General features: G+C 56.4%; 23 protein-coding genes and 1 tRNA gene. 4 read left to right on the plus strand and 20 right to left on the minus strand.

The window, feature by feature from the left end:
• Nucleotides 1-188: 188 nt before the first annotated feature.
• A tRNA-Thr gene (locus tag DXC99_RS03420) sits at nucleotides 189-263 on the minus strand.
• Nucleotides 264-423: 160 nt separating this feature from the next.
• Between DXC99_RS03420 and DXC99_RS03425 the strand changes: the two genes are divergently transcribed.
• Nucleotides 424-1764, plus strand: a complete 1341-nt coding sequence (locus DXC99_RS03425; protein ID WP_117583107.1) for a DNA-binding protein — start codon at nucleotides 424-426, stop codon at nucleotides 1762-1764.
• A gap of 27 nt (nucleotides 1765-1791) precedes the next feature.
• Here DXC99_RS03425 and DXC99_RS03430 read toward each other — a convergent pair whose 3' ends face one another.
• The 6 genes from DXC99_RS03430 to disA form a co-directional block, all read right to left on the minus strand.
• Nucleotides 1792-2469, minus strand: a complete 678-nt coding sequence (locus DXC99_RS03430; RefSeq protein ID WP_006234978.1) for an NYN domain-containing protein — start codon at nucleotides 2467-2469, stop codon at nucleotides 1792-1794.
• A 3-nt stretch (nucleotides 2470-2472) separates the two neighbouring features.
• Nucleotides 2473-3357 (minus strand): 23S rRNA (guanosine(2251)-2'-O)-methyltransferase RlmB, encoded by an 885-nt coding sequence (rlmB, locus tag DXC99_RS03435; RefSeq protein ID WP_117583108.1) that lies wholly within the window; start codon nucleotides 3355-3357, stop codon nucleotides 2473-2475.
• 143 nt (nucleotides 3358-3500) lie between these two features.
• Nucleotides 3501-4967: a cysteine--tRNA ligase gene (gene cysS, locus DXC99_RS03440; protein ID WP_117629249.1), complete on the minus strand. Its 1467-nt coding sequence runs from the start codon at nucleotides 4965-4967 to the stop codon at nucleotides 3501-3503.
• 3 nt (nucleotides 4968-4970) lie between these two features.
• Nucleotides 4971-5465 (minus strand): 2-C-methyl-D-erythritol 2,4-cyclodiphosphate synthase, encoded by a 495-nt coding sequence (ispF, locus tag DXC99_RS03445; protein WP_117629250.1) that lies wholly within the window; start codon nucleotides 5463-5465, stop codon nucleotides 4971-4973.
• Nucleotides 5455-6183 carry a 2-C-methyl-D-erythritol 4-phosphate cytidylyltransferase gene (ispD, locus tag DXC99_RS03450; protein WP_117629251.1) on the minus strand — a complete coding sequence of 243 codons (729 nt, stop codon included), beginning with the start codon at nucleotides 6181-6183 and terminating at the stop codon, nucleotides 5455-5457. Before ispD ends, ispF begins: the two co-directional genes overlap by 11 nt.
• Nucleotides 6183-7223, minus strand: a complete 1041-nt coding sequence (gene disA / locus DXC99_RS03455) for a DNA integrity scanning diadenylate cyclase DisA (protein WP_369831362.1) — start codon at nucleotides 7221-7223, stop codon at nucleotides 6183-6185. The genes ispD and disA overlap by 1 nt, the downstream gene beginning before the upstream one ends.
• 374 nt (nucleotides 7224-7597) lie before the next feature.
• Here disA and DXC99_RS03460 point away from each other — a divergent pair, with 374 nt between their 5' ends.
• The 3 genes from DXC99_RS03460 (at nucleotide 7598) to DXC99_RS03470 (ending at nucleotide 10037) form a co-directional block, all read left to right on the plus strand.
• On the plus strand, nucleotides 7598-8176 hold the full coding sequence (locus DXC99_RS03460) for a manganese efflux pump MntP family protein (protein WP_117629252.1): 579 nt from the start codon (nucleotides 7598-7600) through the stop codon (nucleotides 8174-8176).
• Nucleotides 8177-8300: 124 nt separating this feature from the next.
• The gene (locus DXC99_RS03465; protein ID WP_117629253.1) at nucleotides 8301-8732 is read left to right on the plus strand and encodes a helix-turn-helix domain-containing protein; all 432 of its coding nucleotides are present in this window, start codon (nucleotides 8301-8303) and stop codon (nucleotides 8730-8732) included.
• The gene (locus DXC99_RS03470; protein ID WP_117629254.1) at nucleotides 8733-10037 is read left to right on the plus strand and encodes a type II toxin-antitoxin system HipA family toxin; all 1305 of its coding nucleotides are present in this window, start codon (nucleotides 8733-8735) and stop codon (nucleotides 10035-10037) included.
• Nucleotides 10038-10164: 127 nt separating this feature from the next.
• On the opposite strand, the gene DXC99_RS03475 is transcribed toward DXC99_RS03470, so the two are convergent.
• From DXC99_RS03475 to DXC99_RS03530, 13 genes are all read right to left on the minus strand, one after another.
• Entirely contained in the window at nucleotides 10165-11622 is a 1458-nt protein-coding gene (locus DXC99_RS03475; protein ID WP_117629255.1) for an aminoacyl-histidine dipeptidase, read from the minus strand.
• Nucleotides 11623-11779: 157 nt separating this feature from the next.
• Nucleotides 11780-12292, minus strand: coding sequence for a PIN domain-containing protein (locus DXC99_RS03480; RefSeq protein WP_117629256.1), 513 nt, complete (start codon nucleotides 12290-12292; stop codon nucleotides 11780-11782).
• On the minus strand, nucleotides 12289-12648 hold the full coding sequence (locus DXC99_RS03485; RefSeq protein ID WP_199408859.1) for a type II toxin-antitoxin system RelB/DinJ family antitoxin: 360 nt from the start codon (nucleotides 12646-12648) through the stop codon (nucleotides 12289-12291). Before DXC99_RS03485 ends, DXC99_RS03480 begins: the two co-directional genes overlap by 4 nt.
• Before the next feature lie 215 nt (nucleotides 12649-12863).
• Nucleotides 12864-14495, minus strand: coding sequence for an ABC transporter ATP-binding protein (locus tag DXC99_RS03490; RefSeq protein ID WP_158551630.1), 1632 nt, complete (start codon nucleotides 14493-14495; stop codon nucleotides 12864-12866).
• Nucleotides 14488-15774 carry a radical SAM protein gene (locus tag DXC99_RS03495; RefSeq protein ID WP_117629258.1) on the minus strand — a complete coding sequence of 429 codons (1287 nt, stop codon included), beginning with the start codon at nucleotides 15772-15774 and terminating at the stop codon, nucleotides 14488-14490. Before DXC99_RS03495 ends, DXC99_RS03490 begins: the two co-directional genes overlap by 8 nt.
• Nucleotides 15775-16584: a hypothetical protein gene (locus DXC99_RS03500; RefSeq protein ID WP_117629259.1), complete on the minus strand. Its 810-nt coding sequence runs from the start codon at nucleotides 16582-16584 to the stop codon at nucleotides 15775-15777. It abuts the gene before it with no gap.
• Nucleotides 16585-16586: 2 nt separating this feature from the next.
• Nucleotides 16587-17390 (minus strand): hypothetical protein, encoded by an 804-nt coding sequence (locus tag DXC99_RS03505; RefSeq protein WP_147329327.1) that lies wholly within the window; start codon nucleotides 17388-17390, stop codon nucleotides 16587-16589.
• Nucleotides 17368-18096, minus strand: a complete 729-nt coding sequence (locus DXC99_RS03510; protein ID WP_117629261.1) for an ABC transporter ATP-binding protein — start codon at nucleotides 18094-18096, stop codon at nucleotides 17368-17370. Before DXC99_RS03510 ends, DXC99_RS03505 begins: the two co-directional genes overlap by 23 nt.
• Nucleotides 18097-18174: 78 nt before the next feature.
• Nucleotides 18175-18309, minus strand: a complete 135-nt coding sequence (locus tag DXC99_RS10565; RefSeq protein WP_255413304.1) for a hypothetical protein — start codon at nucleotides 18307-18309, stop codon at nucleotides 18175-18177.
• Nucleotides 18310-18477: 168 nt separating this feature from the next.
• Nucleotides 18478-18804 (minus strand): helix-turn-helix transcriptional regulator, encoded by a 327-nt coding sequence (locus DXC99_RS03515; RefSeq protein ID WP_117629262.1) that lies wholly within the window; start codon nucleotides 18802-18804, stop codon nucleotides 18478-18480.
• 10 nt (nucleotides 18805-18814) lie between these two features.
• Nucleotides 18815-19384 (minus strand): hypothetical protein, encoded by a 570-nt coding sequence (locus DXC99_RS03520; RefSeq protein ID WP_117629263.1) that lies wholly within the window; start codon nucleotides 19382-19384, stop codon nucleotides 18815-18817.
• Nucleotides 19385-19510: 126 nt separating this feature from the next.
• A complete protein-coding gene (locus tag DXC99_RS03525) occupies nucleotides 19511-22153 on the minus strand; it encodes an ATP-dependent Clp protease ATP-binding subunit (RefSeq protein WP_117629264.1) in 2643 nt (880 codons plus the stop codon).
• A 299-nt stretch (nucleotides 22154-22452) separates the two neighbouring features.
• On the minus strand, nucleotides 22453-24021 hold the full coding sequence (locus DXC99_RS03530; protein ID WP_199408860.1) for a threonine/serine exporter ThrE family protein: 1569 nt from the start codon (nucleotides 24019-24021) through the stop codon (nucleotides 22453-22455).
• Between the last annotated feature and the right edge of the window lie 190 nt (nucleotides 24022-24211).

Raw genomic sequence — 24211 nt, forward strand, 5'->3', positions numbered from 1 at the left:
GTTACAGATCAAGATAAATGGACCGATCCTCGACCTTTCGTCTCGATCTGTAACAGCTAGAAACGATTAAGCCGTCTTGGCGTTATAGATTGAGACAAATTGGGGAACGAGACGGACGTCGAGCCCGATAACTCACCAAAATAAGAAACGGGCTCTGCTCCACAAGGGAACAGAGCCCGAAACTCTCATGGAGCCAGTGACAGGAATCGAACCTGCAACCCACTGATTACAAATCAGTTGCGCTACCGTTGCGCCACACTGGCACGCTTGGCGCTTTCGCGCGAAGCCAGTTAAGAATAAAGGAATTACGGACGGGGCGCAACAGACCCTTCGACCGATCACATCTCAAAACTATTCGTCAGAACGAATAGTTTTAATTACAATGGAATAGAAAAACTATTCGTTCTGGCGAAGGGTTTCGCGATGTTAACTACAAAGGAAGCAGCCGAGCTGCTCGGCATCACCCCGCGCAGGGTGCAGGAGCTCATTAAGAACGGCGCGCTGACCGCCCGCAAGGCTTCTGGCGTGTGGCTTATCGACAAAGACAGCGTAGACACGCGACTCCGCTCCGCAACCAAAAGAGGGGGACGGCCTCGTCGCGGGCATGGGAAAAGCGAAATCGCATTTACCCTCATGAACCGCACGCACGAAGTGGCCCAGCTGGTCTACAGCAGATCACGGAAAGACTTCACCCACATCGGCGCCGACGTCGATCGTGCCCACGCCCCTATTGGAGTTTTTACTCCCAGCAAACCTGTATCGCTCGACTCCTTCCGCATCTGGTGGCGCGGCCGCGGTATCCCGCTCGCACGCATTGGGCTAGCCTCCCTGCTTGCAGAAGCCGCAGTTGATGTTCCCGATGAACTCGTACAGCGAAATCTTGGCCTCTCCTTATCCGACCAGTATTGGATTAGACCCCAAGGCTCCGGTCTCGCGTGGAAAGATATTAACTTCTTCAATAATGCTTTTGACGACGTCTCTCTGTCCATCGCGCCCTTCGCCCCAGAGGGTAAGGCAGCTGCTGCAAAGCCCGACAACACCTCGGACGGCAATCTTCAAAAGTATTGGACGTGCGAGGGTGACCGTCGAATCCTCCACAAAGCAGGTGCACATCTAAACCAGGAACCTTATAACGAGCTGGTGGCGACTGCACTTCACCGTCGCATCCTAAACGCTTGCGATTATGTACCCTATTCGCTCGAAGGCGCAGGTACTTCTGCCCTGAGCACATGCGATGTCTTCTTAACTGACGAAGAAGAATATGTCCCTGCGTTCTATGTAAACCAGCACGCAAATGCGGACGACCGGCTAACCGACTACGAGCGATATGTAGCAAACTGCGAAGAGCTCGGGGTGACAGGCGTCAAGGATGCCCTTGACCGCATGATTGTATGCGACGACATCATCGCCAACTATGACCGCCATTGGCGTAACTTTGGCCTTGTACGAAACGTCAACACGCTAACCTGCAGACCTGCCCCCATCTTCGATTCGGGCTCATCGCTCTGGTGCAACATTTCTCTTGAGGAGCTTCGGGCAGGAGAGCACAGTTTTACCAGCGCGCAGTTTCATTCAAGCCCCGCGAAACAAATGCTGCTTGTTGAGGATATGAGCTGGTTTGACGGCGACAAACTCGAAGGCTTCGTTGACGAGGCACTCGAGATTCTGTCCAGAAACGACGCGCTCACGGCAAGGCTGCCATATCTAAAAGAGGCACTTACATGGCGCCTCCGTAGAATGATCGACATCGCTGAATGGAGTTAGCGAGACAGCGTCGCACCGTCAGCTCCCCTACCTCCCGCGGAGGGCCTTGAGCTTTGCCAGGGCATCGGGGCTCAGGCGGCTGCCCAGGGTCATCTTGATCTGCGGAGCTTCCTCTGCCTCGTGAACGTCGTTATCGATCTGCTTGATCTCGTCCACCAGCATGCGGCTCGAGATGCGCGTGACTCCCTTGCCCATGACGACGGCCTGGATCGTGCCGTCGCTCGACACCACGGAGCACGCGCGACCTTCCTCGCGCGCCTCAATGCAGAGCTTCTGCACCACGGTATCGGCAGAGACACCCGTCGGCGAAAACTCGATGCGCACGCCACGGGCCGGCAGGTTGGGGCGCTCGCTGGAGATATTGCCCGCACCGTCGAACACGATCACGGCCTCGTAGCGGCCCTGGGCAAAGGCGGCGACGTCGTTGATGAGGGCGGTGCGCGCCATATCGTGAACGTCGCTGGAATATGGATCGTCGGAATGGTCGTACACGAGCTTTTCGTAGCGCGGCGTGCAGTGGATCACGTTGTAACCGTCAACCACAAGCAGCTCGGGCTTGTTGGAGTGCACCGTCGAGACCGGATCGGCGATGGCCTGCGCAAACGCATTGCCGCCCACGCCATAGGTCGCGGCCGAAACAATCGGCTTGGCCGAGCCCTCGCCAAAGCGCTTGGCCTTGGACTTGGCGCGGTTCTTCTTGGACATGCGCTACTCCTCCCCCATGAGCTCGCCGGCGTTGCGACGCAGCCACTCAAAGCACAGCGCCGTGGTCGCCTGGGCAACGTTGAGGCTCTCGGTCATGCCGCGCTGGGGAAGCTTGGTTAAAAAGTCGCATTTCTCGAGCACCAGACGCGAGATGCCATCACCCTCGGAGCCCATGACGAGCGCCACGCGGCCCTCGAAGGGAGCATCCCAGCAGCTGCCCTCGGCGTGCTCGGAAGCGCCGCCCACCCAAAAGCCAGCGGCCTTAAGATCGTCGAGCGCACGGGCGATGTTGGGCACCTGCGCGATAGGCAGATGCATGACGGCGCCGGCTGAAGTCTTGTAGCTGCCCACGGTCACGCCGGCGGCACGCTTGTTGGCGATGATGACGCCCGCGGCGCCCACGACCTCGGCAGAGCGCACGATGGCGCCAAAGTTACCGTCATCGGTCACATGGTCGAGCACGATGACGAGCGCCGGACTGTCGCCCGCGCGGTCGAGAATATCGGCGACATCGGCATAGGGGAAGTTGCCAACCTCGAGCGCGATGCCCTGGTGAGCGCCATGGCTCGACAGTGCGTCGAGCTGCGCGCGCTGCACATACTTAATGCGGACGCCCGCGGCGTTGAGGTCGTCGACCAGACGAGACAGAGCGGCATCGCGCTCCCCGCCCTCGGCAATGAGCGCGCACTTGACGGGAAAACCGGTGCGCAGCGCCTCGGCGGCAGCACGACGACCTTCGATAAACTCGCCCTTGGGAACCTGGACGTTATCGCGGCTACGCTCGCGCTGGCCCTTGGGAGCGGCAGCGCGGTCGTTGCGGCGAATCGGACGCGAGCCAGAAGCAGCCTGCTTGCCCCCACGCGATGCACGCTTGCGATTGTCGGCCATATAACGGCCTCCTTAAATAGATAACGAACAAGAATCGACCGTCCGAGCCACGGCACCTTGCCTTTCAATCGTCGGGCATGACCACCAGGTCTATGCCCTCCTCTTTCAAGGCAATCTGCCGCACCTCGAACGGTCGACAAATACTAGAGACTCTTAATACGGGTGCCAGCGGCAGTATCCTCGATCGTCAGCCCGAGGTCCTTGAGCTGGTCGCGGATGGCGTCGGCCAGATCCCAGTTCTTGGCGGCGCGGGCCTCGGCGCGGGCCTCGAGAATCTTGGCAGCGGCCTCGTCCACGTCGTCACCCGTGTAGGCGACTAGGCCGGCGGCAACGCCCAGCAGGCCCAGCGGCAGCTCGACCTTGGGCTCGGGAAGCTCAACGCCAAATGTGTCGAGCAGCTCGACCAGCGTATCGGCGGCGGCAAGCGCGGCGGCCTTGTCGGCAGCGTCGCCCGCCTGCTCCAGGTACTGGTTGCACTCGGTCACAAAGCCAAAGACGGCGCCCATGGCGCCGGCGGTGTTAAAGTCGTCGTCCATGCACTCCTTAAAGGTGGCACGGGTCTCGGCGGCCTTGGAGGCAAACGCCTCGGATGCTGCCTCATCGGCGTCGGCCGTCGCATGGTTCGCGGCCCAGCGCAGGTTCTCGACCGTACCGGCGATACGCGTGAGCGAGTTCTCGGCACCCTCCAGGCGCTCCCAAGAAAAGTCGAGCGGCGAGCGATAGCTCGTCTGCAGCATCAGCAGGCGCAGGGCAGCAGCGGAGTGCTGCTCGAGGACCTCGGCCAGCGTAAAGAAGTTTCCGAGCGACTTGGACATCTTCTCGCCGTCGACCAGCAGCATGCCCGTGTGCATCCAGGTGTTGGAGAAGCCCTGGTGCCAGGCGCAGGTGGCCTGGGCGCACTCGTTCTCGTGATGCGGGAAGGCAAGGTCGGAGCCGCCGCCGTGGATGTCGATCGGGGTGCCCAGGTAGCGATGCACCATGGCGGCGCACTCGGTGTGCCAACCGGGACGGCCCTCGCCCCAGGGGCTCGGCCAGCTGGGCTCGCCGGGCTTGGCGGCCTTCCACAGGGCAAAGTCGAGCGGGTCGTTCTTGTCCTCGTTCTCCTCGATGCGCGCGCCAACCATAAGGTCGTCGATGTTGCGGCCCGAGACCTGACCATAGTTGGGATCGCTGCGCACGGCAAAGTACACATCGCCGTTATCGGCTGCGTAAGCGTGGCCCTGCTCGATAAGCGTCTTGATCATGGCGATCATGGGGCCGATCTCCTTGGTGGCGCGGGGGCGCACATCGGGATCGAGCACGTTGGCGGCGCGCATGACGCCGATGAACTTGTCCGAGAACTCCGTCGCGACCTCGGCGGCAGTGCGGCCCTGCTCGTTGGCGCGCTTGATGATCTTGTCATCGACATCGGTGAGGTTCTGGGCAAACGTGACCTCGTAGCCGCTCGCGATGAGCCAGCGACGAATCACGTCAAAGCTGATGAACGTGCGGGCATTGCCGATGTGGATGTTGTCGTAGACCGTGGGGCCGCACACGTACATGCGGACCTTGCCGGACTCGATGGGCTGGAACTCTTCCTTTTTATGGGTAGCGCTGTTGTAGATACGCATTCGTTACTCCTTAACGGTTTTCTGTAGCAGGCAGACGGCCCAGGCGCCTATTCCCTCGCCCTGGCCTTCCCAACCGAGCTTTTCGGTCGTAGTGGCGGCGACGCCCACGTTTTCGACGTCAACGCCCAGGGCATGGGCAAGGTTGGCGCGCATGGCATCGCGGTGCGGGGTGATCTTAGGTTGCTGACAGGCAATGGTGCAATCGGCATCGACAAACTCAAAGCCCAGCTCGCGCACATAGTCCATCACGCGAGCGAGCAGCACCATCGAATCGGCACCCTCGTAGGCGGGATCGGTGTCGGGGAATAGCTTGCCGATGTCTCCCCCGCGGCAGGCTCCCAGAATAGCGTCGGCCAAGGCGTGCGCGAGCACATCGGCATCCGAGTGGCCCAGCAGGCCGCGCTCGTAGGGAATGTCGACACCGCCGATGATACATCGACGCCCCTCCACCAGACGGTGAACGTCGTAGCCATGGCCAATGCGCAGGTTACTGAACATGGGGAAGGTCCTCTCCCTCGGCCATGCGACCGAGCAGAATCGCGGTTACGGGACGCAGGTCCTCGGGCACCGTCACCTTAAGGTTGTCGCGCGGGCTCTGGACGCAGCGGACGCGCCCACCCATGCGCTCGACCAGCGACGAATCATCGGTACCGATAAAGCCCTCGGCGATAGCTGCGGTGTGGGCGCGCTTCATGGCGTCGACGCTAAAGATCTGCGGTGTCTGCGCGGCCCAGTAGAGCTCACGCGGCGGCGTCTCGACGATATTGTCGCCGTCGACGATCTTGAGCGTGTCGATCGCGGGCTGACCGCATACGACACCGTCGAGCGAGCGGTCGCCCACAAGCACGTCGATCGCATGATCGATGGCCTCTGTCGTGATGAGCGGACGGGCGCCGTCGTGGATGGCGACATATTCGAAACCCGCCGGAACCGCATGCACGCCGGCACGGGTGGAATCCTGACGGGTATCGCCGGCATCGGCGAAGCTGATGGGCGTGTCATAGTCAAACGGATCGATGGCCAGGCGGCGCATCTCGGCACGGCGCTCGGCAGGACACACCACCACGATGTGGCCGACCTTGTCGCTACGATCAAACGCGCGGATGGACCAGCTCATGAGCGGACGGCCCGCCACGTTAACGAGCTGCTTGCCGCCGGGATTTCCAAAGCGCTGGCCGCTGCCGCCGGCAACGACCACGGCGCATACGGGCGCCATTATGCGTTCCCCTGTTTGGTGCCCTTCATGCGGTACAGCGAGTCCGCAAGAATGGCAGGGTTGTTGACGCCAAAGTCGCCCAGGCGCTCCGGATCCTCGCTGATGTCGTCCATGAGCTCCTGCAACGAGCCGTACTCGTCGACGATCTTCTCGGCCACGCCGTCGCGCACGACGGACACGCGCGAAAGCGTGCGCAGGCCCAGTGGCGTCATGACGGAGTCCTCGTCCAGGTCGTCGTAACCCAGAACCGCCGCCACATGCTGCGGGTCGGACAAGTCCTTGGGCGTCATACGGCTCAGGTTGGCGCGGATCTTTTCGGCATTGGCCTCGGAGGAATCGCTCGCATAGTCGCGAATCATCAGGTCGTACTCGGTATCCATGCTGGAGCCGGCGAGCTGCTCGAGCTGCATCTGCACGAGCTTGCCCTGGTTGCCCAGCTTGACAATGCAATCCTTAAGTTCGGTCTTTGCCTGCTGCATGATCTCGAAGCTCGAGAAAATCCCGGTAATGTCGGCGAGCGTAACGTAGTCGTCGAGCTCGAGGGCCGTCAGGCGCAGCAGGGAGCGGTCGAGCGACTGACGAGTAGTCTGGAGCGTGGCGACGAGCTGGTTGACCGAGCTCATGATGGTGGTGACGGGCTGGATCTCGTAGCTCTTACCGTGGACGTACACGTTGACGACGGCACGACGGGCCGAGACCGAGATCACGATGGCATCCGTGAGCACCGACATGCGGGCGGCGGTGCGGTGACGCATGCCCGTCTCACTCGTGGCAAGCGAGGGATCGGGATTGAGGTGGAAGTTGGCGCGCAGGATCTGGGTAAGGTCGCCGTCGATGACGATGGCGCCGTCCATCTTGGAAAGCTCGAACAGGCGGTTCGAGGTAAACGAAATGTTGAGCGGGAAGCCGTCGTTACCAGCAGCGAGCACGTTTTCGGTGTCGCCGACGCAAATAAGAGCGCCCAGGTGACCGGCGATGATCATGTCGAGGGCGGTGCGGATCGGCTGGCCAGGTGCCGTCAGGCGGATGGCCTGTTCCATACGCTTTTGCAGCTCGTTCTTATCCAAGGCATCGCTCCCATCGTATACGCTCCATAAACGTCAATAAGTTTCTCACGGTTTGACTCTGTGACGCCCGCAAAATCCGATGCTTACAGAATGAGCGAACACAGCTGAGAGCCCCAATCCAAATGAGCTGCTTATGTGGTAGCATCGGGATTCGCATAAATGAGGGAGTAGTCGCGTGATCGGGTTCGCCTCCGGTGGCGCGGCAAGTCAACACACTGGCCGATGCGGCCTGGCTTGCCTTAATGAACGAGACTCGTGGCTGTGCGCGCAACGCGTACGCCACGGGTCTTTTTTGTTACTCCCCCAAGAGGTACACGCGGGCCCGCCCGCAGAGAGGGAGCCAGACTATGGGACTCGCAGAGCTCGTACTGCTCGCCGTTGGCCTTTCGATGGATGCCTTTGCCGTATCCATCTGCAAGGGCCTTGGCATGAAGAAGATCAACCTTAAAGTCGCTGTGGTGCTCGGCCTGTTCTTTGGCGGCTTTCAGGCCGGCATGCCCGTAATCGGATGGGCGCTCGGCAGTCAATTCATGGGCATCATCGGACCCATCGACCATTGGATCGCCTTTATCCTTTTGGCCTTCATCGGCGGCAAAATGCTGTGGGAGGCTTTTACCGAGGACGAGGATGAAGGCGACGGCAAGGATGCCGAGAGGATTGACCTGGGCGAGTACCTAATCCTTGCCATCGCCACCTCAATCGACGCCCTGGCCGTGGGCATCTCGTTCGCCGCGCTTTCGGTCGACATCGTTCCCGCTGTATCGCTTATCGGTGTCACAACGTTTATCTTCTCCGTCGCCGGCGTAGCGATCGGCCACACCTTTGGCGCGCGCTACGAAAAACCTGCCACCATCGTGGGCGGCATCGTGCTCATCCTCATCGGACTTAAGATCTTGCTTGAGCATCTGGGGATTCTCGCGATATAAAAAACGCCTCTCATAAGCTCAACGTCAATGTAGAGGCCTCATGCAGAGTTTTGCATAATACCTTTTCGTGCAGGCTTTTGCATGTCATACTGATATGCAAAAGTCTGCACGTTAGGAGATCGCCATGGATACCCTTCCCATCACCACACCGCGGCAAGCTGGCATCTATGTGCGTCAGGCACGCGAGGCTCAGGGTCTCACCCGTGCCGCCCTCGCTAAAAAAGCCGGTGTTTCGGAGCGCCTGCTCGCATCGCTCGAGCTAGGAGACGCCACGGGTATTCGGCTCGACAAGTTGCTGACTGTCTTTAACGCACTCGGCATAGGCCTCTTTGCGCAAAGCGATAACGACTCCATCGCATCGCCCTCCGAACATTCAACGACGATAGCGGACCTCCCTATCGCGAACTCGAATGCCCTGCCAAAGCCAAGCGTAGGCAGACGACCCGCTCGACAAGGAGCGCCATCTTCCTATGGTGCCTTGCTGGCCCAAATCGCAGCCGAGCAAGGCCTTACCGACACTTCAGACCTCTCCTTTGGCTGTAAGGTTGTGAAATAAATGGCAGAAATGGAGCTTGCGACCCTCATTTGTGGCGAAATCGCAGGCACTCTCCGGCAAGACGAGCATGGACTCTGCAGCTTTGTATACGCCCCAACCTATCGCGGGGCACCGCTATCGCTAACAATGCCGCTTTCCAATCGCACGTATGGCCATAACATCGTCCGCCCGTTCCTATTTGGCCTTTTGCCCGACAGTCAAGAGCAGCGTCGCGCCATTGCCACCGAGCATGATGTTGCATCTAACAACCCCGTCGCCCTCTTGTGCCATATCGGTCTTGACTGCGCGGGGGCCGTTCAGTTTTGTCGAGCCGATCAATTAGACGCCGTCCGTGGCAGGGTCTCCGCATACCGCCCGCTTACCAATTCTCAAATCGCTCACAAGCTTAAAGCAATTCGCGATGACGAAAGAGAGACATGGATGGGCTCCAACGAAAGCTGGTCCCTGGGCGGCAACCAAGGCAAATTTGCACTAGCTTGGCATGATGGCCAATGGTACGAATGTCTAGGGTCATCCCCCACTACCCATATCTTCAAAAATGGTGTCGTCGGGTTCAAACATCAGGCCTTAAACGAATTCGTCTGCATGAAAACGGCTCGGCGTGTTGGCATTCCAACTGCCAACGTCTCCTATTGCACATTTGAAGACGAAGCCGCACTCGTCGTTGAACGGTACGACAGAATGGTCAATAACAGCGGAAGTATCGAAAGGCTGCATCAGGAGGACTTTTGCCAGGCGCTCGGTGTATTGCCAAGCCAGAAATACACCGCCGACGGAGGACCGACTACACGAGACATCCAAGAACGACTGATTAACACAGTCCCCCACCACATGAATCTTGTGCTTTTTACCTATATGTTGTTCTATAACGCCATTATCGGAGCGCCTGACGCACACGCTAAAAACTACTCGCTCATCCTAGGCAAAGGCACAAACGCGGCACTCGCACCCATGTACGATGTCGCATCGGGCTTGGCGTATGAGAGCATGCGACGTCGGGCACGCCTTGCTATGAGCGTTGGCGGCGAAAATCGTGTGGGGCGCATCGGTCCAGGTGCTATCCGCCGATACCACGGTATGGGCGACCCCGCGCTGGAGACGGCGCTCACCGATGCCGGGCTATCCGAGAAGTTTTGCTTTGCGACCATGATGGACCTCGCCTACGAGGTACCCATTTGCATGGAAGAGGTCATGGACGAATACGCCGACCTGCCCGGCATGGCGGACCTGCGCGATCATATGCTCGGCCCCGTCCGCGAAAACTGCCAGCGAACCCTCGACCTCATCAGGGCGGATATGGGCTAGACGCCAATCAATTTCCCATTTCTTAAAAGAAGAGAGGGGACACCTGTCGCAAAAGACCGGGTACCCCCTCTCGTAATGTCATTTGCAATCCGCTAGCACGTGGCTCGGACTGCTGCTAGCGCAACCTTTACGCGGCGAGGCGCTTGAGCACGTCGATGAGCAGCTCGTAGAAGCGCTCGGCAGAAGCGAGCTCCATGCTCTCGTCCGGGGTGTGGACATCGGAGAGCGTCGGGCCCACGGCGATGGCGTCCAGGCCGTGCAGGGCCTCGGCAAACAGGCCGCACTCAAGGCCGGCGTGAATGGACTCGATGCGCAGCTCGGAGCCAAAGAGCTCGCGATAGCTCTCGACAAAGACGTCGCGGACCGGCGAATGCTCGGCATAGCTCCAGCCGGGATACTCGAACTCAAACTTGGCGTCGAAGCCCAGGACATCGGCAAGCGTCTGCAAACGATCCTTGAACTCGTTCTGCAGCGAGGTGATCGAGGAGCGCGGGGAAAGCATGATCTTAACCTCGTCGTCAGAGGTGGCAACCACACCGATGTTGGAGGAAACCTCGACGGAGCCGTCGGTGGCGACGTTGCGGCGAATCACGCCGTTAGGGGCAAGACGCAGGGCGCGGATGAGGGCAAGCGCGGACTTCTGGTCCATGGCCTCGACCTCGGCGTCGTCGGCAATCTCGACGGTGCAGGTAAAGCCGGGGTCGAAGACCTCGAGCTCGGCAGTGACGTCGGCGATGATGTCCTTTGCGATCTGGGCCGCGGCCTCGGCGGCAGCGTGGTCGGCATAGACCAGAACAGCCTTGCACTCACGGTTGATGGCGTTGTCCTTGGTGCCGCCGTTAAAGCTCACGATGGCGGGCTCGCCGGCAACCATCAGGCGGTCGATGATGCGGGCCATGATGAGGTTGCCGTTGCCGCGCTCCAGGTTGATATCGCTGCCGGAGTGGCCGCCCAGCAGGCCGGAGATGTCGAGCGTGAGGGTGCTACCGGTCTTGTGCTCGCGCGCGATGGGGCAGGTGTAGGTAACGACGACGCCGCCGGCGCAGCTGACGGTGGCAACGCCCTCTTCCTCGGAGTCAAGGTTAATCATGGTGCGGGCGCTAATCTGGGACTTGTCGAGCGTCTCGGCGCCGACCAGGCCAGTCTCCTCGTCGGTGGTGAATACGCACTCGAGGGCGGGGTGAACGATCGAATCGTCATCGAGAACAGTGAGCATCAGAGCGACGGCGATACCGTTGTCGGCGCCCAGGGTGGTGCCGTTAGCGGTGAGGACGCCGTCCTTGACGACCAGGTCGATACCGTCGGTCGTAAAGTCGTGCTCGACGGAACCCAGCTTGTCGCACACCATGTCGATGTGACCCTGCAGCATCACGGTCGGAGCATTCTCGGCGCCGGCAGAAGCGGGCTTGCGAATGATGACGTTGTAGACCTCGTCCTGGTACACATCGAGACCGCGCTCCTTGGCAAACGCGACCAGGAAATCGCTGATGCCCTTCTCGTTGCCAGACCCACGGGGAATCGCGCTGACCTCTTCAAAGAAATGGAACAGCTGGGCGGGCTCGTAGCCGGTAATCTTGTAGTCCATGGTGCCTCCTTGGCGCAACTGGTTAGACAGTAAGACATGCGACTTGTATATTCCCAGACTTTGCGTGCATAAACCAGTCGAAAACGCCGAGCGCCCTTGCATCATCGGCTAACGGCGGGGAAACGCCACTTTATCAAGATAAAGCAGGTCAGATGTATCATGCCGAGGATCCTTTGCCCTCTCCGACCAATTTCAGAGCTTGGTAAACGTCAATGCATACGCCATTGGTATGTTTGATAAGGTCTTTATCCCCCGTCACGACGTAATCGGCATCAATGCGATTGGCGACGCCCAGCATCAGGTCGTCCTCAAAGTCATTGTGGTGGTACTTGAACACAAAGGAGTCGAAGACCTCGTCTGCACCGACCGGGGCGATGATGGCTAGCTCGCGCATCTGTCGAACGCATGCCCAGGCCGTTTCGTCTGCCGCCGCAATGGCGTTAGCGCTCAGTGAGCCAGTCTTTCTTCGGCACTCCTGCTTGATTGCCGCCGAGACAAGATATGACACGTCTTTGACCGAAAGCGACGAGGCAAACAGGGCAATCCGCTCCGAGGCGTCGGCAATCTCGATCAGATGGACGACATTTGCCGTACGGTCGGACCTGCCAGAAAAATAATCCATCCATACTTTGGTATCGATTAACAGCTTGAGGACGCCTTCTGTGCTCATAGTTCCACCCACTCGGGATAGCGCTCCGCCATGGCCTCCTCATAGAGGTCGTCATAGTCTCCCGAGAACTCAGGGATGGGGATGCCGTATTTGAGGCACGAATCGCGAACGATATGGCTGCCTTGCGCGGCCCTTGACTCCATGCGCCGGGGCTCCACTCCGTCAGAAACCGGAGCCGCCGCGTCTCCCTTCGAGGGCATGCGTCCGTTAACGACCAGATACTCCCAAAGTGTCCGAACGGCTTGTGACGGCGTCATGCCAATATGAGTCAGGACGGCGTCTCCCGCCTCTTTGAGCTGGCGATCTATACGCACGTTCATCTGAACTGGCCGTGAGTCTAGTATCGACATAGACATGTTGGCTCCTTTTGCTATACGCTTTCATTAATTAAGTATAGCAATTTGTCAGACAGACAGACGCCTCAGTACTGAAGCGTTCGTTTGACCGGTTTTGCCGTTGTGGGATTAGTCAATGAAATAAGCTGATACATGTTTGGGATAACTGCCCACATCAGCTGCAATTCGCTATCCACAGGCAATGAGCCCCGCTACGAAGCGCCATGCACAAGCTTTTACAGTTCAATCACTTCGTCGCAAGCCTCAAGCAACTCGGGATCATGCGAGACAACAACCACTATATGATCTTCTTTCTTCTGTTGCAGAATATCAATGAACGCTGACCTACTCGCTCCGTCAAGCGCCGACGTCGGTTCATCGAATAACATGACGGGCGAGTCCTTGAGCAATACACGAATAATCGCAATCTTCTGCTTCTCACCACCCGATATATTATGGTTTTGCTCGTCCAGCACCCCATCAAGACCATTGGGAAGTGTTGAGACCAGTTTGGTCAGACCAAACTGGTCTACAAGTCGCCCGACTTCAAGAATTGGACAATTATCGCCCGCGAGTAGCGTCAGATTCTCTCTGAGTGTTCCGTTAACGATATCAGGTTCTTGCTCGGCAATACCAACGACATACGAGCGTAGATTAATAGAATCAATCTGGCTCAAATCAACCTCGTCATAAGCAATAGTCCCAACGCAATCATCGGGATATAGACCAGCTATGCCATCGAGAAGCGTGCTTTTCCCGCTTCCGTTTGCGCCCGACACGCCGTATAAGACTCCTCGATTAAGCGAGATGAGCTCTGGATAATCTATGATTCGATCGGTATCAGGGCGACAAATCGACAGGCCCTTGCACACAAGTGAAACAGGAGAACCAATGCGGACAGAACCGTTCGCCTCTTCATCCATTGCCCAAAGGCGCTCAAGGCGTTGGGCGCTCACCTTGCTCGCTTGGTAGCTTTTGCCCCAAGAAAGCAAGTTCACCAGAGCAGAATTGGCGCTCGAATAATAGCTCAATGCCGTCAGCAGAAAACCAACCGGCATTTTACCTGCGACAATCTCACAGCCTCCAATCGCGAGCAAACAGAACTGCGCAAAGGAAAAAATCAACTGATTCGCAAGTTCGAACCGTGATCCGGCTTTTTGGTTAGCCAATATAGCCGGATAAAGACCATCGAAAGCCTTCTGCAGCCTCAAGGAATAGAAATCGAATAATGAATGGCGACGAAGAAAGGAGACGCTCTCCAGCTGGCTCTGGAGAGTCCCATAGAAAGCAGCAGTCTTTTCTTGAAACTCAAAGCCTCGATTGAACAGCAGCCCGCTAAACAATCGATAAACTACTGCCCCCGTAACGATGCAGGCTAGACAGGCAATCGCCATCGCAATGTTTATATTCATCAACATAATCAAGGAACAGATAATCGTTGCAACACCGCCAATAATATTTGACGCTGATGTTATTCCGAATATTATGAGGTCGTTTGAATCGTGATTGATTTGCTGATTATAATAGCCCGCATCAAATCCGATGAAAAACTTCCGGGGCAAACGCTTGACGTGTTCAAGTGTGTCAGCGTTAAGTTGATATCCCGCATGCGCTTGAAGGTCGACATAGATTAGGGAAGTCCAATAGGCCAACACCGACCCCACAATGGCGACCACGCCAATCGCGAAAATACATAAGGCTAGCGTCCGCAAACTAATACCGAGGACATTTTTTGTCGCCAGCACATTTACAGTCAGTCCCAACAAATATGGTTCAGCAAGGCTGCACAGCTGAGACAAGACATCGAGAAGCAGATAGACATAAAGCCTTGGCTTATGGAGGAGATATATCTTCCAAAATCTAAACATCGTGATTTGCCTCATGCGAATATTGATAATTACAAGCCAACCGCATTCTCTGCCTGGCATTGAATTTAACGCTCGCGCATTTTCTCTGGCCCTCCATCGCGGCGTGGGGACATCCGCCCATACAAGCCGGAAACATTACACACTCGCCACATACTGGGTCGTTTGGTAAATACTCCATCCATTTCAAATAGTTCGAATTAGCTTTCACACCTTCTCGAACATTTCCAACGGCGCACTCGCCCTTGCCAACCTCATCCCAACATTTAAAAAGTCTACCAAGCGGATCGATGACAAACGAATTAAGGGAAACCGCACAGCAGACGCCTGGTTCATACGGCGTAAACGGAATAACGTTGAATCCGCGCTCGCTAGCTTTATCCATAAAGAACGTTTCAACTTGAGAGAATCCACGCTGAGAAAAACAATGAATGTCATTTGAGCAAGTATCGTTAACATTGTCGACCGCAGCAAGATAAATCGCGACTTTACCGCGAAGCCCTTTAGCGTCAAGCTCGTCAATCAACGCATCGACCTCTTTGCTATTGGACTCATCGACATTCACGCGAATGGTAATCTGAAGAACATCGGCACATGAGATTATATTGTCGATAATGGCATCATATGTCGGACGACCGTCGGCCGGGACCCTCCGCGAATCATGATCCCTCTTTGAGCCATCAATAGTGATTTGAACCGAACCGATCTGACAATCAGCAAGCTTCTGAGCAATTTCTCGCGTCAGGAGATATCCGTTCGTTACCATTCCGGCAGAATAAGTAGCGCCTTGCCTAATCGCCCCTCTCAGTTCTTTTGTCAGTCGCTCGATCATGTCCACACAGAGTAGGGGTTCGCCTCCATACCAGTCAACGTGAAGATCGTTGATCCCGGAATAGCCGGAACGCACGAATTCTGCGATATCCGTCATTGTCTCTTCTGACATAGTGGGGTGCGAGCAGCCTTTTTCATAGCAGTAGGGACACCTAAAATTGCATGCCAGCGTTGGAGCAATCGTCAGTCCTAAATAGTCATTTGCAAACCTTGCCGACAAGCTCTCAAGCATCAACATTCGCCGCTCGTCAACATCGTCATCTACCAACATGCCACCCATCTTAAGGGCCTCTTCGAAATCACCATCCAAGGCGGCGGCACCCTTGCGATATAAATTCAGCTCATTCGTGTGCGCAGCGTCAAGGTCGAGAACGCCACCAGACTGGGTATTGTAGATAGTGATACCGTTCACATCATTCTCTTCAATAACGTTAAATTCAGACTCTTTCATTTATATGCTCCGTTTTCTGATAGCACCCTTGATAGCCCAACAAAGTCCGAGGATGACAATGGGAACGACTGTTGCCAGCGCTACAAACAGCAACGTCCCCGGCACGATGAATTGAATTGGTCGCGGAGACGCAAGGGTCGCCAGCCATGTCAAGTGCAGTGGCATATTTGGATTCCCGTACCCCAAATAAAGCAGCAGGATGATGAACGATAGAACAAACGCGCCATTTCCAAAGAGCGAGATGGCCAGGACGAGCAGCAGGCATAACGTTGTGCAAATCAAGGCAGCAAGAGACAGTCGAAGAAGAAACTCTCCGATCATATCCATCGTCATTCCTATGCCACTCGCGCTTTGGACCACACCAACGAGTATCGAAAAGAGAACAAAACCACCGACAAGCGTGACAATCGAGACAAGAGTCCTTGCAACCAACAACTGTACTGTTTTCATTCCCCTTGCATAGGAAACAAGCCATTGAGATCCCGTTATCGGAGTTCGAAACGCATAGCCGATGACGAGAACAGCAACAATAGGAAAGAACAGAGAATGGGCAAGCGGTGCCACAGCGGAAAGGTAGCGAGCTCCGCCTTTAACGAGGTCTCCCGGAATTCCCACAAAACCATATTGTGGGTTTGGGAAGAAGCCCATAACACCGTCGCCAAGCCAATCGCTCGTTCCGTAGGCTCTCCATGGTTCATAAGACACAGAATAAAGCAGTGCGAGCACGAAACCTGCCGCAATCAGCAGAAGAGGCGCTTTGCTCTTCATAACTCGATAGGCTTCAGCCTTAATCATATCTTCGCAGCGCATTTCTACCCCCTCCTCGCTTTGATTCCCATGACCCCGAGCTGCAACGAAACAACGGTGCAAATAACAGAGAAAAGAATGATCTGATTAATGGCTAGGCCTTGAAAGCACAGATTTCCAAGATGGCGTAAGTATGGTCCGACTGAGAGCCACCAGGGAATTTGCGTCGATGCGTGATTGGAAAAGACCACCAGCGTATATTCATCGGAGGCGAGCAGCGTCCCGACCAACACCAACATAATGCTAAGCGGTGCATTTCTAAGTAAATAGAAAACTGCCATCGACTGAGCTACTAATGCAGCCAAAATAGCATCAATCAAAAGCAACACGGGCAGGTATCTATCAAGAAACACTCGCCCATCCACATAGCAGCCAAGCGGAGATTTGAAGAGAGTGAATCCCGAAAACAGGTTGAACGCTGTTGAAGTTGCAATCGTCAGAACAAGCCACTTTGCGACAACGGCCTTTGCTACACCCGTCCCTTTTGCATACGTCACTTCAGAAGACCTGCTTTGATAATCCATGGCGCAGGAAATAACAATGCATCCGACTAGAACGAAAAACCACTCGTAGGTCATGAATAGTGCCGTCCGAACCGCCGAACCAGCCGGGTCAGTCTCGTCGAGGATGTTTGCAAAGAAACCAATCTGTTTGCCGACTCCCCCTAAATCAGATGTTCCATAAGTCCCATACATATTTGGATTACAGACATCTTTAACAATCCAAATTCCCCAGATCAACAACACGAAAAAGGCTGGATTTCTGAGCAACCGACGCGCTTCGCATCTAATCAGTCGCAGAAGTTGCATTATCTGCCTCCCCGATCAAGTCCAAAAACCGCTTTTCCAGACTTCTGTCTTTGTAGGAGTTCTCTTCCTTAACGAGAAGTCTGCCTTGATGGAGAAAAGCAAAAGATGTCGCAACTTTCTCCAATTCATCTAAGTTATGACTTGAAATGAGCACCGTTATATCCCGTTTGTCCTTCAACGACAGCAGGAGATCACGCACCTCAATCACACCCACTGGATCGAGCCCGTTTATGGGTTCATCCATGATGAGTAGTTGCGGGTTGCCCAGAAGAGCCGTTCCGATATCCAGGCGACGCTTCATGCCGAGCGAGTATTGTTTTACCGATGCATCCGCCGCATTTTCTAGGCCAACGGCAGCGAGCACTCGATTAACTTCACTTTTCGGCAGCCCCCACTCGATACAGCGTGAGATCAAGTTTTCTCGACCGGTTAAGTTCAAGAATGCCCCACAGCCGTCGGGGACAAATCCGATTTTTCTGCGTGCTCTTGCCAGACCTGCTCTCCCAGACTCGCCGAAAAAACTGATTGAACCTTTCGTTGCTTTAAGCAAGCCAAGAAGAATATCAATCAACGTACTCTTCCCCGCGCCGTTCTCCCCAACGAGAGCACACACTTCGCCCTCATCTATATCAAATGAAACATCAGACAACGCCCAGTTTTTGCCGTAGCGCTTTGATAGATCCTTGATTGAAATCGCATTACCCATGTCTCATGAACCTCATTAAAAAAGGCAGCGCGGCCGACGGATGGCAGTTATCGACCACGCTGCTTACCCTCTGCTGTCTTAACCAGCATTAACGTTCGCGTTGCTAGAAATGAACATATACGCCAAAACAACTACAGCGCGAACACGGGTGGTAATTGCGGCGCCACCACCGCCACCCTGCACGTTGCTACACGGATCGATTACCCAGTTCATAATTACCTCCTTTCGATTTATCGTCTGTTTTAATACTTCGTTATCGTATAACGATAATCTTATGATTTCAAGAACTATTTTCAAATAAATTAAGGCTCCTACCGATCGTTTGCGGTAGGAGCCTTGCATGCATACGTGTTTGTCTTCTTGTCTTCTTATTCTGTTTTGTTATTCCTTAGAAAGATCTACTACGTAAACCTCTGTGGGCAATATCTCGGAGGGGTCGGGATTGCGTCTTTGCAAAATCTTATTCCGCGCACGCGCGATGGTAAGTTCCTCAAGTTCTATTTCACTCACGCGACGGATCAAATCTCCCGGCTGACAATCCAACTCAACACAGATATCGAGCAATGTCTTCAAGCGTATAGCCTTAATTTTCGCATTACGGATTTTAGAAATGTTAGCTGGCGTATGCCCAGTCGCTCTTATTAGATCGGCATTTGTTTTCCCGGTCTTGAGCAAAAGTGTCTCAACCTCAATAATGAGATAATCCATGGTCAATCACCTAGACCAAATCATCGGACTGGGACTGCAAAAGCGCCCCATAGCGCCAGAAGATCGACAAAGCGAAAGCAACCATCATTGCAATGATGGATCCCACATCCAACGTGATGCCTGAGTCACCAATCTGAAGGAGAGCGGAATTCATACGACAGCTCAACATACAATTGCCCATCATTATTTTTAAATCGCTGCCAATCTGCAGGGAGCCCATCACAGCATTAATTGCAAATAGGCAAGCAATAACGGCAATCATCCGTGCATGTCGAATAGTAAAAGGCGATTGACGACGGGCGACATCGAAGCTGATGCTTAACAATGTAAACTCCCCTGCAAGGAGCAAAACCGCCCATAGCGCCAAGTTTGGAATCGCGATGCTGCCGCCCTCACCAAGCTCAACGACCCCCTCGATTACCACTGCGCCATTCAAAATGCTATGGCATGCAACAATAAATGCCGAACCAAAGACGGCGATAGTAGCGATGGCTATAAGTACCAGCATGGCACAAAGAACCATTCCGATTTTTCTCATGTTATCGAACGACATCTCAATTCTTTGAGCGCTATTCGCCATAGTAACTCCTTTTGCCATCCAGCAGATCTTATTCAATTATTTTATCGTTACCGGAAACTCTTCTCTACAAGAAAAGGGGCGCTCCCTCATCGGGAACGCCCCGTCATGCAAGGTTATAGTCAATCCCTACAGCGCGCCGGAACCGGCTTGCATCATGCCGCCGGGACCCGAGGTCACGCCGCCGCTCACGGGCGCGGCGTTGCCGGTGTGCGGTGCCGCCGGGGCGGTATCGCCACCGAGCGTGCCCGCCGGACGCGGCGCTGGGATCTCGCCCGTGCCGTGGCTAAAGACAAACTTGCCATCGGCCACGTCGCACAGGACGGTATCGCCCTCGCCCCACTCGCCGGCCAGAAGCTCCTCGGACAGCGGGTCCTCGATGAGCTTTTGAATAGCACGGCGCAGCGGGCGCGCACCGTTGGTGAGGTCGGTGCCCTCGGCCACGATCTTGTCATAGGCCGCATCGGTGAGCTTGATGTTCATGCCGTTGGCAATCAGGCGCTGGCGCAGATCGTCCACCAGCAGGTGAGCGATCTTGGTCAGGTTCTCGCCCGAGAGCTTCTGGAACACCACGATGTCGTCGATGCGGTTGAGCAGCTCGGGGCGGAACAGGCGCTTGAGCTCGCCCATCGCGCGGCCGCGGATCTCACTCGAGGTGAGGCCCTGCTCGCCGGTGGTGCCAAAGCCAACGCTTGCATCCTGCGCGATTTCGCGGGCGCCCACGTTGGACGTCATGATGATCACGGTGTTGCGGAAGTCGACCGTCTTGCCCTGGCTATCGGTCAGACGACCCTCTTCCAGCACCTGCAGCAGGATGTTGAAGATATCGGGGTGCGCCTTCTCGATTTCGTCAAACAGCACGACCGAGTACGGGTGGCGACGAACGGCCTTGGTGAGCTGGCCGCCCTCGTCGTGACCCACATAGCCCGGAGGGCTACCGATGAGCTTGGAGACCTCGAACTCGCTGCCGAACTCCGACATGTCGAAGCTGATGAGCGCGTCCTTGCTGCCAAAGAGGTACTCGGCGAGCGTCTTGGCGAGCTCGGTCTTGCCCGTGCCGGTGGGACCCAGGAAGATAAAGCTGCCGCCGGGGCGACGCGGGTCCTTGAGCGGCGAACGGCTGCGGCGCACGGCCTTGGCGACGGCCTCGACTGCCTCATCCTGACCGATGATGCGCGTCTTGAGCACGCTTTCGGTCTGCAGCAGGCGCCGGCTCTCGCTCTCGGTGAGCGAGGAAACCGGCACGCCAGAGGTCACGGACACGATGTCGGCGATCTGACTCACGTCGATGGTGAGCGGGCTGGCGTCGAGCTCGGCGGTCCAGGCGGCCTTGGCTTCGGCGAGTTCAATCTCGGCGGCCTTCTGCTGCTCGGTGATCTCGGCGGCCTTGTTCATGTCATCGCTCTCGGTGGCCTCCTGCGCGGCGGCCTTGAGCTCCTCTATACGCTGCTCGGCCTCGCGCACCGGCTCGGGCGCGCGATTCGCGGCGATGCGAGCGCGGGCACCGGCCTCGTCGATGAGATCGATGGCCTTATCGGGCAGGAAGCGGTCCTGGATGTAGCGGTTGGAAAGGTTCGCGGCGGCCTCGATAGCACCCTGCGTATAGCGCACATGGTGGTGCTCCTCGTAGCGAGGCTTAAGCGCGGCCAGGATCTTGACCGTGTCCTCGACGCTCGGCTCCTCGACATCGATGGTCTGGAAGCGACGCTCAAAGGCCGGATCCTTGGTGAGGTACTTACGGAACTCCTCGGCCGTGGTGGCACCGATGATCTGGAAAGCACCGCGTGCGAGCACTGGCTTGAGCATAGAGCTCGCATCGATAGAACCCTCGGCAGAACCGGCACCGATGATGGTATGCATCTCGTCGATAAACAAGATGACGTCATCGGCTTCGGTCGCCTCCTGGATCACGTTCTTGAGGCGCTCCTCAAACTCACCGCGATACTTGGCACCCGCGACAAGACCCGGCAGATCGAGCGTCCAGATATTCTGGTTCATAAGATTCTCGGGCACATTGCCAGCAGCAATCTGTTGCGCCAGGCCCTCGACGATGGCCGTCTTGCCCACGCCGGGATCGCCCAGGATAAGCGGGTTGTTCTTGGTGCGGCGCGAAAGGATCTCCATCATACGCTGGACTTCCTTTTCGCGGCCAATCACGGGATCGAGCTCGCCGTCGCGCGCCTTTTGCGTGAGGTTGGTGGCGAACTGCTTGAGCGTGTCGGTGCCGCTCCCCTTTTGCTGCGAGGCATCCGAGCCGCTAAAGAACGGCAGGCCCGCACCGGGACGACCAGCACCGGCGCCGGCGAGCGGACGCTTCTTGTCCTGGTCCTTGGCGGTGAGTTTCTCGATAGCCTTTTTGATGGAGGCGGACGACACACCCAAGCGCATGAGGATGTCCATGGCCATGCCGTTGCCCTCTTCGACGATGCCGATCAGCAAGTGCTCGGTCGACACGTAGGTCTGGTTGTTCTCACGCGCCACGCGGAATGAACGCTCCATCACGCTAATGACGAGCGGCGTAAAGGCGAGCTTAGCGGCCTCGGTCTCCTCACTGGGCTCGGGAACCGTGGTCTGGACCTCTTTGAGAGTATCCATGATGTCATCGTAGGAGATGTCGAGCGAACGCAGTGCCTCGGCGGCAATGCCCTCGTCCTCCTTGGCAAGCGCGAGCAGCAGGTGCTCGGTACCCACCTTATTTGAATGAAGATCGAGCGCCTCTTGCTTGGCCATGGACATGACCTTGCGCGCGCGATCGGTAAAACGGTCTAACATGCTAGTTCCTCTTAGACGAGCTAGTTTTTTCAAACGCAAAGCGCCGCCCCGCGGCAGCGCTTTGGTCTCTTTACCCATATGGAGTATATGTTAACCGTTGGGACCTTTCCTGCCCGTAGCCGCGCGACAACGTCTACAAAAAAGGAATCGCCAGGTGCTTCTGCATCGGCCCAACGAGCGTGGATTTTCGGACACCCATTCCATGAACGTGGATAATCTCCCGTTTTGAGCCCGTAAACAGGCCAAAAACGGGAGATTATCCACGTTCATGTTATGCGGATCAGTTTCACTTGCGCCAATTAGCTGGTGTGGCGCCAGCGAGGGTCGGTGAGAGTTCTCGCCACACCCAGGCCAACGGGCAGAAACGCCACAATGAGCACTGCACGCACAAACCAGCCGAGCATATTGACCGTGTCGAAGGTGCACATGTAATACATCGAGCGATACAGATACAAGCCCGGCACCATAATGACAATCGACGGCACCGTGAGGGCGATGCGTGGGTAGGTGAGCTTGATTTCGGCTAAGCTCGCGAGCAGTCCCGATACCAGCGCGCCGATAAACGCTGCTGCCTCGGGAGGCATACCCACGCTCAGACCCAGGAAGGGAAACAGCGTCGGCGCATCAACGAGCGTAAGGCGCAAGGTATTAGACACGGCGCCGATGAGCCCTGCCGCCGCTGCCATCTTTACCGGACTGTTGAACATAACCGAGAAGCCAAATACGCCAACGAAGCTCATCACAATACGCAAGAGTGTAAGAGCCAACGGTGAGAGGCCGAGCGGGGCAAAGTCATCCGGCGCCAGCCCCACACACTCGGCAACCATCCAGCCTACGAGGGTCGCCATCACAATAATCGACACAGCATACGAAAGACGCTCAATGCCGCTTCGCATGTCGAGCTTAGCGATGTCGAGGCCTGCCGTAATGAGAGGAAAGCCGGGGATCACAAAGAGCATGGCGCCGATATAGCCTTCTTGGTGCGACATTGCCCCCGGTATGACCTGGCCAAGGCCAAGCAATGCCAGCAGATACGAGACGCAAGCGAGTGCAACGCCGATCGTCAGCGCGCTAAACTGGCCAAGGCCCTGCTTGAGAATATGGGAGCGCGCAAAGTTGCCAACACCAGCGCCCACAAATGCACAGGCCATCTCGATAGGGCCGCCGCCGAGCAAAAAGACGAAGGCGCTGCAAGCACAGGCTGCCGCAAGGCCCTGTTGCCAGGGAGCGTAATCGGGCTTTGAGCTTTCAACGGTCTTGAGCATCTCGTGGTACTCGTGCACGGTAAACCGGCGCCCGTAAATCTCGATTTCCTTTAAGAAACTCTCCATCATCCAAATGCGATGAGTATTGACCCCCGTTGTGGGTAGGCTGACGACCTCGTTAAAGCAGTGACCATCTTCGATGCAGGTGCACTCAAACGATAGGAGACTCAGGTCGACGTGAATCGTGACGCCGAGTACAGCGGCTACACGATTCATGGTATCGCGCACACGCCAGGCACCTGTTCCGCTTGCCAGCATAAGCATGCCGGTGCGGCAGATGATGGATGACTTATCGGTGAGCGGCGCATCGACGGCAAGCTCATCGCCTGCCGTCACGATCTGGCACCAGTCGGTTTTCATATGGAGGGCGCCGGCACGAACACCGTGGTGCAGAGGGACTCTTGAGAGCAACGAATCATGGCGCGAAAGCTGTGGGGGCTCCGCTGATCCGACCTCAACCTCATCAGCCTCTTCATCGACCAGATCAAAGGAATCAAGCGGCGCTGGCTCGCGACGGTCGATCAGCTCCTCGTCCTCATCATCAAAGTAGTTGAACTGATCGAGCATGTCCTCTTCGATTGCACGCTCGCTCGCATCGTCCATACAGGCGCTCCCTTCCTACCGACTAACCCCCATCCTAGGCAGCAACGGCTAAAGGAAACATAAAAGAGACGGCTGCCATGCGAGCCATGTGCTCAATAGCCGTTGGGTGGTCGTTTAAGAACGTCCCCAATGACTATTGATGGCCAAGGCAACGCCGATGTATTGGCAACGTCAGCGAGCGGGCCGCATT

It is taken from the genome of Collinsella sp. TF10-11AT (assembly GCF_003437565.1).
Taxonomy (GTDB): domain Bacteria; phylum Actinomycetota; class Coriobacteriia; order Coriobacteriales; family Coriobacteriaceae; genus Collinsella.

Bases quoted from the DNA above. Each gene is read 5' to 3' on its own strand.
- DXC99_RS03425 (WP_117583107.1), top strand. From the start codon at position 424: ATGTTAACTACAAAGGAAGCAGCCGAGCTGCTCGGCATCACCCCGCGC.
- DXC99_RS03430 (WP_006234978.1), bottom strand. From the start codon at position 2,469: ATGTCCAAGAAGAACCGCGCCAAGTCCAAGGCCAAGCGCTTTGGCGAG.
- rlmB (WP_117583108.1), bottom strand. From the start codon at position 3,357: ATGGCCGACAATCGCAAGCGTGCATCGCGTGGGGGCAAGCAGGCTGCT.
- cysS (WP_117629249.1), bottom strand. From the start codon at position 4,967: ATGCGTATCTACAACAGCGCTACCCATAAAAAGGAAGAGTTCCAGCCC.
- ispF (WP_117629250.1), bottom strand. From the start codon at position 5,465: ATGTTCAGTAACCTGCGCATTGGCCATGGCTACGACGTTCACCGTCTG.
- ispD (WP_117629251.1), bottom strand. From the start codon at position 6,183: ATGGCGCCCGTATGCGCCGTGGTCGTTGCCGGCGGCAGCGGCCAGCGC.
- disA (WP_369831362.1), bottom strand. From the start codon at position 7,223: ATGGAACAGGCCATCCGCCTGACGGCACCTGGCCAGCCGATCCGCACC.
- DXC99_RS03460 (WP_117629252.1), top strand. From the start codon at position 7,598: ATGGGACTCGCAGAGCTCGTACTGCTCGCCGTTGGCCTTTCGATGGAT.
- DXC99_RS03465 (WP_117629253.1), top strand. From the start codon at position 8,301: ATGGATACCCTTCCCATCACCACACCGCGGCAAGCTGGCATCTATGTG.
- DXC99_RS03470 (WP_117629254.1), top strand. From the start codon at position 8,733: ATGGCAGAAATGGAGCTTGCGACCCTCATTTGTGGCGAAATCGCAGGC.
- DXC99_RS03475 (WP_117629255.1), bottom strand. From the start codon at position 11,622: ATGGACTACAAGATTACCGGCTACGAGCCCGCCCAGCTGTTCCATTTC.
- DXC99_RS03480 (WP_117629256.1), bottom strand. From the start codon at position 12,292: ATGAGCACAGAAGGCGTCCTCAAGCTGTTAATCGATACCAAAGTATGG.
- DXC99_RS03485 (WP_199408859.1), bottom strand. From the start codon at position 12,648: ATGTCTATGTCGATACTAGACTCACGGCCAGTTCAGATGAACGTGCGT.
- DXC99_RS03490 (WP_158551630.1), bottom strand. From the start codon at position 14,495: ATGTTTAGATTTTGGAAGATATATCTCCTCCATAAGCCAAGGCTTTAT.
- DXC99_RS03495 (WP_117629258.1), bottom strand. From the start codon at position 15,774: ATGAAAGAGTCTGAATTTAACGTTATTGAAGAGAATGATGTGAACGGT.
- DXC99_RS03500 (WP_117629259.1), bottom strand. From the start codon at position 16,584: ATGCGCTGCGAAGATATGATTAAGGCTGAAGCCTATCGAGTTATGAAG.
- DXC99_RS03505 (WP_147329327.1), bottom strand. From the start codon at position 17,390: ATGCAACTTCTGCGACTGATTAGATGCGAAGCGCGTCGGTTGCTCAGA.
- DXC99_RS03510 (WP_117629261.1), bottom strand. From the start codon at position 18,096: ATGGGTAATGCGATTTCAATCAAGGATCTATCAAAGCGCTACGGCAAA.
- DXC99_RS10565 (WP_255413304.1), bottom strand. From the start codon at position 18,309: ATGAACTGGGTAATCGATCCGTGTAGCAACGTGCAGGGTGGCGGTGGT.
- DXC99_RS03515 (WP_117629262.1), bottom strand. From the start codon at position 18,804: ATGGATTATCTCATTATTGAGGTTGAGACACTTTTGCTCAAGACCGGG.
- DXC99_RS03520 (WP_117629263.1), bottom strand. From the start codon at position 19,384: ATGGCGAATAGCGCTCAAAGAATTGAGATGTCGTTCGATAACATGAGA.
- DXC99_RS03525 (WP_117629264.1), bottom strand. From the start codon at position 22,153: ATGTTAGACCGTTTTACCGATCGCGCGCGCAAGGTCATGTCCATGGCC.
- DXC99_RS03530 (WP_199408860.1), bottom strand. From the start codon at position 24,021: ATGGACGATGCGAGCGAGCGTGCAATCGAAGAGGACATGCTCGATCAG.